Here is a 14,158-nt window from a genome sequence, read left to right on the forward strand (position 1 = left end):
CCACGCCGCTGGCACCGGACGCTGCCCCGCCCGCGCCGCCTGACTGACTACCAGTGCCGGACGCCGCGCCGCCTCGCCCCGGCCCGCCGCCCGCTGTGCAGCGACGGACGCCGGGCGGGCCGAGTCCACGTCGACCGCCCCGCCGACCCCTCAACCTCGTGCCGCTGGCCGGTGGACGTATTCGCGCAGGTGGGTGGCGGTGAGGGTTTCCCCGTGGGCGACCAGGTCGGCCGGCGTGCCGGTGAAGACGACGCGCCCGCCGTCGTGTCCGGCGCCCGGACCCAGGTCGATGAGCCAGTCCGCGTGGGCCATCACGGCCTGGTGGTGCTCGATGACGATGACCGTGTTGCCGGCGTCGACCATACGGTCCAGCAGGGCCAGCAGCTGGTCCACGTCGGCCAGGTGCAGGCCGGTGGTGGGCTCGTCGAGGACGTACGTGCTGCGCTTCTCCGCCAGGTGGATGGCGAGCTTGAGTCGTTGCCGCTCCCCGCCGGACAGGGTGGTCAGTGGCTGGCCGAGGCTGAGGTAGCCCAACCCGACGTCGACCAGTCGGCGGAGAATGGGGTGCGGGAAGAAGTCGTACGCCTCGGTGACCGACATGGCCAGCACCTCGCCGATGTTCCTGCCGCGCAGCGTGTACGTGAGGACCTCGTCGGTGAACCGTCGGCCCTCGCACCGCTCGCAGACGCTCGCCACGCCGGCCATCATCGCCAGGTCCGTGTAGATCAGCCCGATGCCCTTGCAGGCCGGGCAGGCGCCCTCGGAGTTCGCGCTGAACAGCGCCGCCTTGACGCCGTTGGCCTTGGCGAAGGCGGTACGGATCGGGTCGAGCAACCCGCTGTACGTGGCCGGGTTGCTGCGTCGTGACCCGCGGATCGGGGACTGGTCGACGATCACGACCCCGGATCGCCCGCGTAGTGACCCGTGGATGAGCGAGCTCTTGCCGGAGCCGGCCACGCCGGTGACCACGGTGAGGACGCCGAGCGGGATGTCCACGTCCACGTCGCGCAGGTTGTGCAGGTCGGCGTGGCGGATGGTGAGCTGGCCGGTCGGTTGGCGTACCTCGTCGCGCAGTGTCACCCGGTGGTCCAGGTGCCGCCCGGTGAGCGTGTCGGAGCGGCGCAGGCCGGGGACGTCGCCGGTGAAGCAGATCTGCCCGCCGGCGCCGCCCGCGCCCGGCCCCAGGTCGACGACGTGGTCGGCGATGGCGATGGTCTCCGGTTTGTGCTCCACCACCAGCACCGTGTTGCCCTTGTCGCGCAGGCGCAGCAGAAGGTCGTTCATCCGGGCGATGTCGTGCGGGTGCAGGCCTACGGTGGGCTCGTCGAAGACGTACGTGACGTCGGAGAGGCTGGAGCCGAGGTGTCGGACCATCTTCACCCGCTGCGCCTCGCCGCCGGAGAGGGTCGCGGACTCCCGGTCCAGGCTGAGGTAGCCCAACCCGATCTCGACAAGCGAGTCGAGCAGGTCACGCAGGTTGCCGACCAGCGGCGCCACCCCGGGGTCGTCGATGCTCCGCACGAACGCGGCCAGGTCGCTGATCTGCATGGCGGAGCACTCGGCGATGCTGCGCCCGGCGATCCGCGACGACAGGGCCGCGGCGTTGAGCCGGGTGCCGTCGCAGGTGGGGCAGGTGGTGAAGGTGACCGCCCGGTCGACGAAGGCGCGGATGTGCGCCTGCATCGAATCGCGGTCCTTGGCCAGGTAGAGCCGCTTGACCTTGACCGCGAGGCCCTCGTACGTCCAGTTGTTGCTGCCCACCTTGATCTTCGTGGCCGGCTTGTGGAGGAAGTCCTCCCACTGCTGTGGCGTGTAGTCCTGCAGTTTGACGTCCGGGTCGAAGAGCCCGGAGCCGACGATGGTCTGCCAGTACCAGGAGTCGACAGCGAAGTTGGGCACGGTGATCGCGCCGTCGTTGAGCGAGCGCTCGACGTCCACCAGTTCGTTGACGTCGAGGTCGGAGACCCGGCCCAGCCCCTCGCAGGTGAGGCACATGCCCTCGGGCAGGTTGAAGCTGAACGCGCCGGCGCCACCGACGGACGGCTCGCCGAGCCGGCTGAAGAGGATCCGCAGCATGGCGTACGCGTCGGTGGCGGTGCCGACGGTGGAGCGGGAGTTGACGCCCATCCGCTCCTGGTCGACCACGATGGCCGCGCCGAGGTTGCGCAGCGAGTCGACGTCCGGCCGGTTGAGGTTCGGCATGAACGACTGGAGGAACGCGCTGTAGGTCTCGTTGATCAGGCGCTGGGACTCGGCGGCGATGGTGCCGAAGACGAGCGACGACTTGCCGGAGCCGGAGACGCCTGTGAAGACGGTCAACCGGCGCTTGGGGATGTCGACCGAGACCGCGGCGAGGTTGTTCTCCCGCGCGCCGCGTACCTCGATCATGTCGTGGCTGTCGGCGGCGGACCTTGTTGGCTGCGACATGCGAACCCTTCACGAGGTCGTGGCGGGAGGTCTCCCGCCGGACTGGTGGATTACATTGTCTCATTCGTCCTCCTGTAGAGCCTTTTGCCGACCTCGCAGCGTGGGTCGCGCCGAAACAAGGGGGAAAGTCTCAAATCACGTGTCAACCGGTACGGTGGCTGCGTGGAGACGAAGGATCGCCTGCGGGCCGTGGACCTCGCCGCCACCGTCGGGATCTCGGTGCAGCAGGTGCGCAACTACGTCGAGGAGGGCGTGCTGCCGCCGGTGCGGCGCACCGCGAGCGGCTACCGGATCTTCACGACCGCGCACGCCCGCGCGCTGACCGTGGCCCGGCGGCTGGCCGAGGGGCACGGCTGGGGCCGTACCCGGGAGATCATGGCGGCGGTGCACCGGGGCGACGTACCGGCGGCCCTGGCGGCGCTCGACGGCGGCCATGCCGAACTGGACCGGGAACGCGCCGACATCCGCCGCGTGCTCGGCGCCTTCGAGACCGTGCTGGCCAACCCGCCCGCGACCCGGCCGGCCCCGCGCCGCGGCGTCCGCATCGGCGAGGTCGCCGCCCTGGTCGGGGTTCGGACCTCGCAGCTGCGCCTGTGGGAGGCGCGTGACCTGCTGCGGCCGGGCCGCGCGCCCGGCACCAACTACCGGGTGTACGACGAGACCGAGCTGCGGGCGGCGCAGGTCGTCGCGCTCCTGCGCCGGGGCGCCTACCCGTTCGAGATCATCGAGGCGGTGCTGGGCGAGTTGCGCACCACGGGCAGTGCCCAGCGGGTGCGTGCCGAGCTGGCCCGCCGTGAGCAGGACCTGCACGCCCGCAGCCTGCGCCGGCTGCGGGGCAGTGCCGCGCTGCACGACTACCTGGTGGAGCGGGCCGCCGCGGGATGGTCGAGCGGCCAACCGCTCCCGCTGGGCGATCTTGTTGACTAGGGTCGGGCGCATGAGAGCTGCGCTGCTGGCGGTCACGGCGTCCGCCGTCCTGCTCGCCCCCGCGCCGGTCCCGGCCGCCGCGGCAGCCCCCGCGCCAACGGCAGCCCCGGAGGCCACCGCCGCGGAGGGCAGTACCGCCACGCCGGGCAGCACCGCCGCGCGGGCCGTGCGCTGCCCACGGGTTGCGGCGCCGGCGGTGTCCCGCCCGCCACGGCCCTCGCCCCCGCCCGCCGTGCCGCAGGCACGGGTGGTCGGCGGCGCCGCGCTGGCCAGCAGCGGCCTGGTCGTGCCGGCCGGCGCGGGCGCGCCACCGGCGATCACCGCCACCTCGTGGCTGGTCGCTGACCTGGACTCCGGCCAGGTGCTCGGAGGCTGCGGCCCGCACGAGTACGGCACCCCGGCCAGCGTTCAGAAGCTGCTGCTGGCGGCCACGATGATGCCCCGGCTCGACCCCGCCCAGACGGTGACCGTGACGGAGGCGGACATGAACATCGAGCCCGGCTCCTCGGCCGTGGGCCTGGTCGAGGGCGGCCGCTACACGATCGAGACGATCTGGCTGGGGCTGCTGCTCAACTCCGGCAACGAGGCGGCGAACGCGCTGGCCCGGCTGGGCGGCGGGCCCGACGGAGCGGCCGGGGGAGTCCGCGCCATGAACGAGCAGGCGCACCACCTCGGCGCGCTCCAGACGCATGCGGTCACCCCGTCCGGGCTGGACGGCAGGGGCCAGTTCACAAGCGCGTACGACCTGGCGTTGATCGCCCGGGCCTGCTTCGCCCAGCCGACCTTCCGGCGGTACGCGCTCACCGAGCAGGCGACGATTCCGGCCCAGCCGGCGCAGCGCACCAAGGGCTTCCAGATCCAGAACGAGAACCAGCTCATCTACCGGTACCCGGGCGCGTTGGGCGGCAAGACGGGCTTCACCGACCTGGCACGGCACACCTACGTCGGTGCGGCGGAACGGGACGGCCGTCGGTTGGTGGTGACGCTGCTGGGCGCCGAGCCGGCCCCGATGCGTGGCTGGGAGCAGGGAGCGGCCCTGCTGGACTGGGGCTTCTCGCTGCCGGGTGACGCCAGCGTCGGCCGCCTGGTCGAGCCGGGCGAGTTGACCGCCACGCCGTCGGCCGTGCCGTCCGCGCTGGCCGCGCCCGGTGCACCGCGCCCGGCGGCGGCCAGCGGCCCGGCGCGTACCGGCTCCGGATGGCTGTGGTGGGTGGTCGCGCTGAGTGGCGCGGGAGTGCTGGCGCTGCTGGGCGGGTTGCTGTGGCACCGCCGCCGCCGGTTGCCCGGTCAGATCGACAACGGCGCTCGGCCTCCATAGACTCCGGTCTTTCTGGCCAGCACGAGCCCAGGAGGATCCCTGTGTCGAGTGAACTCGAAACGCCGTCCGGCGCGGCGGCACCCCGCCGGTCGGTGCGCGCGCTGACCCGCCTCGCGGGTGTGACGGCGTTCGCCGCAACGCTCATCGTCGGCGCGTCGGCTGCCGCGGTGGCCGCGCCGGGCGTGGCCGACGACGCGGTGAGCGCCGCCGCCGATGCCCGCCCGCCGCGCACCACCCACGGCCCGTGCGCCTACACCGAGACGCCCGACGAGCCGGCCGCCCGGCCGGTGCCGCTGCCGCCCGATCCGCGCCGCACCCCGGAGCGGGGCAGCGTCCGGGTGACCCTCTCCACCAACCAGGGGCCGATCGGATTGAACCTGGACCGGGCCGCCGCGCCGTGCACGGTCCAGAGCTTCCTGCACCTGGTCGGCAAGCGCTTCTACGACCGCACCCCGTGCCACCGGCTCACCGCGTACCCGACGTTGAGCGTGTTGCAGTGCGGCGACCCGTCCGGCACCGGCGAGGGTGGCCCCGGCTACCGGTACCGCGACGAGCTGCCGACCGACCTGCCGCCGGCCCCGACCGACCCGACCGGTGTACGCCGGCTCTACGCCCGGGGCGTGCTGGCGATGGCGAACGCCGGGCCGGACACCAACGGCAGCCAGTTCTTCCTGGTGTACGCCGACTCGGCGCTGCGCCCCAACTACACGATCTTCGGCACGGTCGACGCGGCCGGGCTCGCCACCCTGGACCGGATCGCCGCCCTGGGGATCGCGCCGACGGCCGAGGACCCGGCGCCTGTCGACGGCGCGCCCGCGCAGCCGGTGACCATCCGGCGTGCCGTCCGGGCACACCACCACCACTGAGCCGCTCGGCGCGGTGGACGGCCCCCGGGTCGCCCACCGCGCCGCGAGGCGTCCACGTCCGTCGCCCTGACCCGCGCGGTGCACCGGCAGACCGGCGGACCGGCGGGCCGGAAGGTGCGGCGGGCCGGAATTTTCGTAACTCGACCGGAACAGGTGGAACCGGAATCCGACCCGGTTCGGCTGTCGGAAGGGAGGGGGTCAGCCGGTTGGCGGCACAGCGGTGCTGTCCCGGACGACCAGCTCGGTGGCCAGCTCCACCCGGGGCGAGTCGATGCCCTCGCCCTGGGCCAGTCGCAGCACCGTCCGCACCGCCAGTCGGCCCATCTCGACCAGGGGCTGCCGGACGGTGGTCAGCGGCGGCGACGCCCAGCGGGCTTCCGGCAGGTCGTCGAAGCCGACCACGCTGACATCGTCGGGAACCCGCAGCCCGCGGCGACGGATGGCCTCGTAGACGCCGAACGCCATCTGGTCGCTGGCCGCGAAGATGCCTGTCGGCGGGTCGGCCAGATCGAGCAGCGCCGTGCCGCCGGCGAAGCCGGAGGCGTGGTAGAAGTCGCCGGGGTAGATCAGCGCGTCGTCCACCGGCACGCCGGCGGCCTCCAGCCCGGCGCGGTAGCCGTCGAGGCGGGCCCGGCTGCACAGCAGGTGCGTCGGCCCGGCCACGAACCCGATCCGCCGGTGCCCGACGGCCAGCAGGTGCTCGGTCGCGGCGAGCCCGCCGGCCCAGTTGGTGGCGCCGATCGTCGGGACGTCCATGGCCGGTACGCCGGCCGGGTCGACGACCACCACCGGCACGTTGAGGCGGCGCAGTTGCGCGTGCAACGGCGGGCTCAGGTGCGACGTCACGAAGATGACGCCGTCGGTGGCGCGCGTACGCAGGTTCTGCAACCACTGCCGGGCCGCCGTGGGCTGCCGGTGGATCGCGGAGACCACGGTGCCCACCCCGGCGCCGTGCCCGACGTCCTCCACGCCCCGGATGATCTCCACGGCCCAGGGGCTGTCCAGGTCGTTGAAGACCAGGTCGACGAGGCCCGCGCGGCGGACGCTGCGGCTGGTGCGGCGCCGGTAGCCGTGGTGGCGCAGCAGTTCTTCGACACGTTCCCGGGTGCCGGGGGCCACATCGGACCGACCGTTGAGCACCCGTGACACGGTCGGCACCGAGACCCCGGCCTCCCGTGCGATCGCGGTGATGGTCACCCTGCGTCCGTCGTCCGCGTCCACCCGCGTCTCCTTCACCGCTCCGGAGGGACGACCACGAGCGTCGTCCATCCAGTGTCCCGGAACGGCACGCCCGCCCCTCGCGCCATCTTGCCTCACGGACGGGGGTTGACGACACGCCAGGTCGGTTCTAGCGTTCGGCTGAGTTGCGGAAATGTTCCGGTAATTTGTCGGATGCGTATCGGCGTACGGTCTCGTCTGTGCCGCCCGGCTGTCGGCGTCGGCCACGCCGTGGACGCACCCTGTTCAGTGCCACGTGACAGACAAGGGGCGCCATGCACACGGATCTGCCCGAGGCGCAGCTACGCGAGTACCGCGGCGTGGTGCCGGACCCCGCCGACTTCGACGAGTTCTGGGCCGCCACCCTGGCGCAGGCCCGTGACGCCAACTGGCCGGTCCGGCTGGAACCCGTGGTGACCGGTCTGACCGCCATCGACGTGTACGACGTGACCTTCCCCGGGTTCGCCGGTCAGCCCGTCCGGGCCTGGCTGCGGGTGCCGCACGGGGCCGGCACGGCGCTGCCGACAGTCGTGCAGTACGTGGGCTACGGCGGCGGGCGCGGGCACGCGCTGGAGAACCTGCTCTGGGCATCGGCCGGGTTCGCCCACCTGCAGATGGACACCCGGGGGCAGGGCTCGGGCTGGAGCCGGGGCGTCACCGCGGACCCGGGCGCGGCCGGCCCGGAGACGCCCGGCGTGGCGACGCGGGGCATCACCGACCCCCGCACCTACTACTACCGACGGTTGATCACCGATGCGGTGCGGGCGGTGGACGCGGCCCGTACCCTGCCGATGGTCGACCCGACCCGGGTTGCGGTGCTCGGGCACAGCCAGGGTGGCGCCCTCGCTCTGGCGGCCGGCGCGTTGGCACGCGGTGTGCGCGCCGTGGTCGCCCTCGTGCCGTTCCTCTGCGACATCCCGCGCGCCGTGGTGATCACCGACACCCACCCGTACCGGGAGATCCGCGACTACCTGGCGGTCCACCGGGACGCCGAGGATCGGGTGCTGAGCACCCTGTCGTACGTCGACGGCGTCAACTTCGCCCGACGCTGCCGCCGGCCGGCCCGGTACTCGGTGGCGTTGATGGACGACATCGTGCCGCCGTCGGGGGTCTACGCCGCCCACAACGCGCACGCCGGGCCGACCGAACTGTCGGTGTGGCGTTACAACGGCCACGAGGCCGGTGGGATCGACGACGACGAGGCGGCCCTGCGCTTCCTCGACGCGCACCTGGTCGACACCCGCGACGCGGCGCCGACCGTGCCAGCTCCGGCTCCGCTGGCGGCCGGGGGTTGAGCGGGCTCGCGGCGGCCGAGCGCTGATCCGGCGCGTAAGCCGGACCGCTGCTGATAGACAGGACGTGTGCGCTGGTCAGGGCGGGTTGGTGGCGGCGTCGCGCTCGCGCTCGTCGCGGTGCTCGGCGGCTGCTCCCATCCGCAACCGCGTCCCCGCCCGGCGGCCCCGGTCCCCGCCTCGGCCCCGGTCGCCACCTCGGTGAGCCCTGCACAGCCGTCGGCCACCCCGTCCCCGTCGGCGACCGGCGGGTTGCCGGGTTTCGTGGTGCTGACCGACCTCGACCCGCGCATCCACGCCGACATCCGCTACGCCACGGCGCACAACTTCGTGGGCCGGCCGATCGTCGGCTACCGCGAGCCGCTGTGCCTGCTCACCAGGCAGGCCGCCGAGGCGCTGCGCCGGGTCCAGGACGCCGCGCTCGCCGGCGGCCACAGCCTCAAGGCGTACGACTGCTACCGCCCCCAGCCGGCGGTGGACGACTTCGTCGCCTGGTCGAAGCGGCCCGGCGAGCAGCAGACCAAGGCCGAGTTCTATCCGGACCTGGCCAAGGACCGGCTCTTCGCCGACGGGTACATCGGGGCGCCGACCGCGCACAGCCGGGGCAGCACGCTGGACCTGACCCTCGTCGACGAGCCACCCGCCAGCCAACCCGCGTACGTGCCCGGGCAGCGTCTCGTCGCCTGCACCGCTCCGCCGGGGCGGCGCTTCGCCGACAACAGCATCGACATGGGCACCGGGTTCGACTGTTTCGACGCCCGGGCGCACACCGCCGACGCCCGCATCACCGGCACGGCACGGGAGAACCGGCAGTTGCTGCGGCGGCTGATGACCGACGCCGGGTTCGTCAACTACGACCGCGAGTGGTGGCACTACAGCCTCCGCGAGGAGCCGTACCCGCGCACCTTCTTCGCCGCGCCGGTGGCCCGCTCCTCGCTCGGCTGACGGTCAGGTCCAGTAGAGGATGCGGCAGGCCGGTACCCGGGCGGCCAGCTCGGCGGTGAACCAGCCGCGCAGCTCCGCCATCGTGTCGCGGGGGTAGACGTACTTCACCGCGCCGAACTTGCCGTGTTTGCGGCTGCGGGACTCCTCGTCCATCTCCAGCCGGGTGTGCGGGTACCAGCCGAGCAGCACCTCCTTGCTGCCCGGCGTGAACCGGTGCGTGATCAGCTCGGCGGTCAGGTCCAGCTCGGGAACCCCGTCGACAGCCGCGCGGACCTGGTCGAGCAGCTCGCCGTAGCGTTCGCGCCAGTCCGGCAGCGGCATGATCGGGGCGATGGTCAGCCCGACGGGGTAGCCGTCGAGCGCGAGGCGGCGCAGCGCGGCGAGCCGGTCCGGCACCCGCGCGGTGCCGCCCTCGAACCGCTCGCTCACCGGGGCGCAGTTGACGCTGAACCGGACCCGGGTGCGGCCGGCATGCGGCAGCCCGACGAAGGTGTCCACGTCGGCGTACTTGGTGGTCCAGCGCAACTGCACGGGCGCGTCCCAGTCGGCGAAGTGCTGCACCGCCCGCCGCCAGCTGCCGGTCAGGTGCTCCAGCGCGAGCGGGTCGGTGTAGCAGGACGCCTCGAAGGTGGTGCCCTCGTCGGCGCGGCGCGCGTTGCGGCTGGTCACCGTTCCGCGCCCGGCGTACGCGGCCAGCCCGGCCAGGATGTCGTCGAGGTCCGCGTACACCCGGGTCACCGGCGGGCCGGAGAGTGAACCGGCGAGGTAGCAGTACTGGCAGTGCGCGGGGCAGCCCTCGGCGAGGTCGACGCGCCAGTCGGCGCTGGGGGCGATGGGTTGCAGAGCACGTCGCGAGGGTGGGCTCACCACGATCGCCATGGTCGCCTTGGCGCGGGCGTACGTCTCCCGGTCGGTCTGCCCGCGTACGCCGGTGAGCCGGTTGGACCGCAGTCGTTCCACCTCGATGCCCAGCGCCCGCACCCGCTCGACGATCCGCTGCCCGTGGGGGTGGTCCAGGGCGGCCGGGGTGGCCACCACCCGGCTCGGGGTCCAGCGGCGTGCCGGTCTCGTCGCCGGGGCGAGCCCGGCCAGGTCGCGGGTCGGCACGCGCTCGCCGCTGGCGTCGTGTGGCGCGGCGGGCACGTCCACGGCGAGCGGCACGTCGACGTCGACGGCGTCCGGGCTGGTCATCGGGCCGGGGTACCCGCTGCCGCAGGAATCCCACCCGATCGGCCGGCCCGTGATTGACGCACCGGTCGGCGGCGCATAACCTTTCATCTATCTGTAAACCTTGTGAACAGATAGTTCACGTCGACGCGTCGGCGCGCGTCCCGACCGAAGGGACGATCAGGTGATCGCAGAACTTCCCTCCCGTACCCGAAGGATCCTGGCGGTGTTCGTCGCCCTCGTCGTCGCCGTGAGCGCCGGGCTCGGCCTCGGGGTCGCGCGCAGCGCGCAGGCCGCGCCGACGTTCAAGGTCCTGGCCTTCTACAACGGCACCTGGGACGCCGCGCACATCGACTTCGACCGGGACGCCCGCGCCTGGTTCCCGCAGGCCGCCGCCCAGTACGGCTTCTCCTGGGAGGCGACCACCAACTGGAGCCTGCTGAACACGTCGAACCTGGCCCAGTACAGGGTCGTCATGTTCCTCGACGACGCGCCGCCCGCCGCGCAGCGACCCGCCTTCGAGCAGTACATGCGCAACGGCGGGGCGTGGCTGGGCTTCCACGTCAGCGCCTGGACCGACAACCCGTCGAGCTGGAGCTGGTACTACAACACGTTCCTCGGCTCCGGCTCCTTCCAGACCAACACCTGGGAGCCGACACGCGTCACGATGCGCGTCGACAACCGCACCCACCCGGCCACCCAGGCGCTCCCGGCGACCTTCGCGTCGTCGTTCAGCGAGTGGTACTCCTGGAGCAACGACCTGCGACAGAACCCGGACATCGACATCCTGGCCTCCGTCGACCCGTCCAGCTTCCCGGTCGGCACGGACTCCAACCAGTCCTGGTACGGCGGCTACTACCCGCTGGTGTGGAGCAACAAGCGCTACAAGATGCTGTACGCCAACTTCGGGCACAACCGCATGAACTACAGCACCAACACCGGCCTGTCCTCGACGTTCGACAGCCCGCAGCAGAACAAGCTGCTGATCGACGGCCTGCACTGGCTCGCCGGTGCCGGCACGGCGCCCACGTCGACGCCGACGCCCACGCCGACGGGCAGCGCCGGCCCGATCTCGCCGACCGCCTGGCACACGGTCGTCAACCGGGGCAGCGGCAAGTGCGTGGACGCGCGGGCCGCCGGCACCGCCAACGGCACGGCCATCCAGCAGTACGCCTGCAACAGCAGCGCCGCCCAGCAGTACCAGTTCGCGCCGACCAGCGGGGGATACCTGCGGGTCAACAACCGTGGCAACAGCGCCCAGGTGCTCGACGTGACCGATCGGTCGACAGCCGACTCGGCGCCCATCCAGCTCTGGTCCTACAGCGGCGGCAACAACCAGCAGTGGCGGGCGGAATCCGAGGGCGGCGGCTACTACCGGCTGGTCAACCGCAGCAGCGGCAAGTGCCTCGAAGTGCCGGGTGCGTCCACGGCGGACAGCGTCCAGCTCGTCCAGTACACCTGCAACGGCACGGCGGCGCAGTCCTTCCGGCTGGTGCCGCAGCCGTAGGCCGCGGGCGGTAGCGTCCGCGCATGGCCATCCCCGATCGCGTGCCCATCGCGTACGAGTCCGACTACCGCACCCGCTACATCGGTCGGTACGACAAGGGCCAGTTCTTCGGCTCCGTCACCGCGACACTCGCCGACGGTGCCGGAGCCGAAGACGACTGGTACCGCCACAAGCGGTGGTACGCGGTGCTGCACCGCTTCGACGCCGACGGCGTGCACACCGACTCGGACATCTGGTTCGCCGGCACCAGCGAGGACGAGGAAGCCTCGGGCACCCGTGCCGAGGCTCGCCTCCTCGACTGGCTCGACGGGCTGCCCGGCCTGGTCTTCGGCGACATCGCCATCGGACTGTTCCAGGTCGAGGTCGACGGGCACGTCTTCGGGCTGGTCGACTGGTCCGCGGAGTACGACGGCGAGGACCACGCCGAGTTTCTCCCCGACGACCTGGGCTTCGACCCGCCCTGGGACGGCTGCTACGACACCTGAGCCACGCGGCGCGGCGCGGTGCGGCGCGGCGCGGTGCGGCTCGGCTCGGCGCGGCTCGGCTCGGCGCGGCTCGGTGCGGTGCGGCGCGGTGCCCTGCCCGAGGCGGACCCCCTGGTAGGCGCCCTGTAGAGCTGCCCCACGAACGGGGCAGGCACGAGAGCCCACGGTCGCCGCCGCGACCACCGCCGCCGTGGGCGCGTGCCGCGACCACCGCCGACGCGTTGGTGGCGGCGCTTCCTCCGGCCGGACCCGGTGGGGGCGCCGCCCCACCTGCGGGGCAACTCGACAGGCCGCGAGAGTGACAGCCCGGGTCCGACGACGGTCCGCCAGGCCGACCAACTCTGCCCGGCCCGATCGCGGCCCGCCGGGCCCGAATCACGGCCTCGCCGGGCCTGACGCAATATCCTTTGCGGACAGCTTCTGACACACCTACCGTGATGCGGAGTACGGCCGACCGAGCACACCCGGGGGGAGCACGCCATGTCGCAACGCACAACCACCGACGCCACCTGGCGCGTGCCGGGTGCCGGTGCCGTCTTGCCGTCCGGCGCGTCGTACCGGTGTCTCGGCCGGCCCGCTCAGGATCGCAACCAGGACCGGTATCCGGGGCGGCGACTTCGCTGACGCCACGCGCGTCGCGCGCGGCCGCCCACCCCGCAGGGGTCGGCGGCCCTTTTCGTATCCGACGAGCTTTCACGCCGGCTCCGCCCGGCGCGCGATCATTTACGGTCACCAGGTAGCGCTAGTGTCGGCACGACACGAGGAGACCACGATGGGATTCACCCCTCTCGCCGGTACCCGGGCACCGGTCCGGGTCTGGACCGACCCGTACGCCATCGAGCCGCAGGCCGCGAAGCAGCTGCGCAACATCGGCGCGCTGCCCTGGGTGCAGGGCGTCGCCGTCATGCCCGACGTGCACTTCGGCAAGGGCGCCACGGTCGGTTCGGTCATCGCCATGCGGCAGGCCGTCTCGCCGGCCGCCGTCGGCGTCGACATCGGCTGCGGCATGTCGGCGGTGCGGACGTCGCTGACCGCCGCCGACCTGCCGGACGATCTGGCCGGGCTGCGCTCGGCGATCGAGGCCACCATCCCGGTCGGCTTCAACCAGCGGCAGGAGGCGGTCAACCCGCGCCGGATCCGTGGTCTGGAGCAGGCCGGCTGGGCCGACTTCTGGAGTCGGTTCGCCGGCCTGGACCGGCGGGTGGCGCAGCTGGAGACCCGCGCCCAGCGGCAGCTCGGGACGCTCGGCGGCGGCAACCACTTCATCGAGGTCTGCCTGGAACAGGGCGGAGACGACGAGGGTCGGGTGTGGCTGATGCTGCACTCCGGGTCGCGCAACATCGGCAAGGAGTTGGCCGAGCGGCACATCGGCGTGGCCCGGCGGCTGCCGCACAACGCCGACCTGCCCGATCGGGACCTGGCGGTGTTCCTCGCCGGAACACCCGAGATGGACGCGTACCGGCGGGACCTGTGGTGGGCGCAGGAGTACGCGCGGCGCAACCGGGCGGTCATGTTGGCGCTGCTCTGCGGCGTGGTGCGCGAGCACTTCCCGCAGGTCGGCTACGACGAGCCGATCTCGTGTCACCACAACTACGTGTCCGAGGAGAGCTACGACGGGGTGGAGGTGCTGGTCACCCGCAAGGGCGCCATCCGGGCCGGGCGGGGTGACCTGGGCATCATCCCCGGGTCGATGGGCACCGGGTCGTACATCGTGCGGGGTCGGGGCAACCCGGCCGCGTACTGCTCGGCCTCACACGGGGCCGGGCGGCGGATGTCGCGGGCGCAGGCCAAGCGGACGTTCAGCACCGACGACCTGGCCGCGCAGACCGCCGGCGTCGAGTGCCGCAAGGACGCCGGGGTGGTCGACGAGATTCCCGGCGCGTACAAGGACATCACCGAGGTGATGGCCCAGCAGGAGGACCTGGTCGAGGTGGTCGCGCACCTCAAGCAGGTCGTCTGCGTGAAGGGCTGACGAGGGTACGCGCGGGCCGGGAGCACCGGCCCGC

At 72.7% G+C, this 14,158-nt stretch carries 11 protein-coding genes; 8 read left to right on the forward strand and 3 right to left on the reverse strand.

Annotated features, from left to right (window positions below; all coding sequences use genetic code 11):
* Positions 1-150: 150 nt before the first annotated feature.
* A complete protein-coding gene (locus ACGFIE_RS24875; protein ID WP_393298564.1) occupies positions 151-2,427 on the reverse strand; it encodes an ATP-binding cassette domain-containing protein in 2,277 nt (758 codons plus the stop codon).
* Between the two features lie 162 nt (positions 2,428-2,589).
* On the opposite strand from ACGFIE_RS24875, the gene ACGFIE_RS24880 reads away from it, so the two are divergent.
* From ACGFIE_RS24880 to ACGFIE_RS24890, 3 genes are read left to right on the forward strand one after another with little or no spacing between them, the layout of a single operon-like run.
* Positions 2,590-3,354, forward strand: a complete 765-nt coding sequence (locus ACGFIE_RS24880) for a MerR family transcriptional regulator (RefSeq protein ID WP_393298567.1) — start codon at positions 2,590-2,592, stop codon at positions 3,352-3,354.
* Positions 3,355-3,364: 10 nt separating this feature from the next.
* Positions 3,365-4,672, forward strand: a complete 1,308-nt coding sequence (locus ACGFIE_RS24885) for a D-alanyl-D-alanine carboxypeptidase family protein (RefSeq protein ID WP_393298570.1) — start codon at positions 3,365-3,367, stop codon at positions 4,670-4,672.
* Between the two features lie 41 nt (positions 4,673-4,713).
* Positions 4,714-5,538, forward strand: coding sequence for a peptidylprolyl isomerase (locus ACGFIE_RS24890; protein ID WP_393298573.1), 825 nt, complete (start codon positions 4,714-4,716; stop codon positions 5,536-5,538).
* A gap of 198 nt (positions 5,539-5,736) precedes the next feature.
* Here ACGFIE_RS24890 and ACGFIE_RS24895 read toward each other — a convergent pair whose 3' ends face one another.
* Complete coding sequence (locus tag ACGFIE_RS24895) at positions 5,737-6,759, reverse strand: LacI family DNA-binding transcriptional regulator (RefSeq protein WP_363685329.1); 1,023 nt, start codon at positions 6,757-6,759, stop codon at positions 5,737-5,739.
* A 272-nt stretch (positions 6,760-7,031) separates the two neighbouring features.
* Here ACGFIE_RS24895 and ACGFIE_RS24900 point away from each other — a divergent pair, with 272 nt between their 5' ends.
* Together ACGFIE_RS24900 and ACGFIE_RS24905 are read left to right on the forward strand one after the other, a co-directional pair.
* Positions 7,032-8,051 (forward strand): acetylxylan esterase, encoded by a 1,020-nt coding sequence (locus ACGFIE_RS24900; RefSeq protein WP_393298576.1) that lies wholly within the window; start codon positions 7,032-7,034, stop codon positions 8,049-8,051.
* Positions 8,052-8,117: 66 nt separating this feature from the next.
* On the forward strand, positions 8,118-8,993 hold the full coding sequence (locus ACGFIE_RS24905) for a M15 family metallopeptidase (RefSeq protein WP_393298579.1): 876 nt from the start codon (positions 8,118-8,120) through the stop codon (positions 8,991-8,993).
* A gap of 3 nt (positions 8,994-8,996) precedes the next feature.
* Here ACGFIE_RS24905 and ACGFIE_RS24910 read toward each other — a convergent pair whose 3' ends face one another.
* Positions 8,997-10,184, reverse strand: coding sequence for a spore photoproduct lyase family protein (locus tag ACGFIE_RS24910; protein WP_393298582.1), 1,188 nt, complete (start codon positions 10,182-10,184; stop codon positions 8,997-8,999).
* A 160-nt stretch (positions 10,185-10,344) separates the two neighbouring features.
* On the opposite strand from ACGFIE_RS24910, the gene ACGFIE_RS24915 reads away from it, so the two are divergent.
* The 3 genes from ACGFIE_RS24915 (at position 10,345) to ACGFIE_RS24925 (ending at position 14,124) form a co-directional block, all read left to right on the forward strand.
* Positions 10,345-11,667: an RICIN domain-containing protein gene (locus ACGFIE_RS24915; protein WP_393298585.1), complete on the forward strand. Its 1,323-nt coding sequence runs from the start codon at positions 10,345-10,347 to the stop codon at positions 11,665-11,667.
* Positions 11,668-11,690: 23 nt separating this feature from the next.
* Positions 11,691-12,152 (forward strand): hypothetical protein, encoded by a 462-nt coding sequence (locus tag ACGFIE_RS24920; RefSeq protein ID WP_393298588.1) that lies wholly within the window; start codon positions 11,691-11,693, stop codon positions 12,150-12,152.
* Between the two features lie 772 nt (positions 12,153-12,924).
* A complete protein-coding gene (locus ACGFIE_RS24925) occupies positions 12,925-14,124 on the forward strand; it encodes an RtcB family protein (RefSeq protein ID WP_393298591.1) in 1,200 nt (399 codons plus the stop codon).
* Positions 14,125-14,158: the final 34 nt, after the last annotated feature.

Origin of the sequence: Micromonospora sp. NPDC049275, assembly GCF_043197115.1 — a bacterium.
Classification (GTDB): domain Bacteria; phylum Actinomycetota; class Actinomycetes; order Mycobacteriales; family Micromonosporaceae; genus Micromonospora.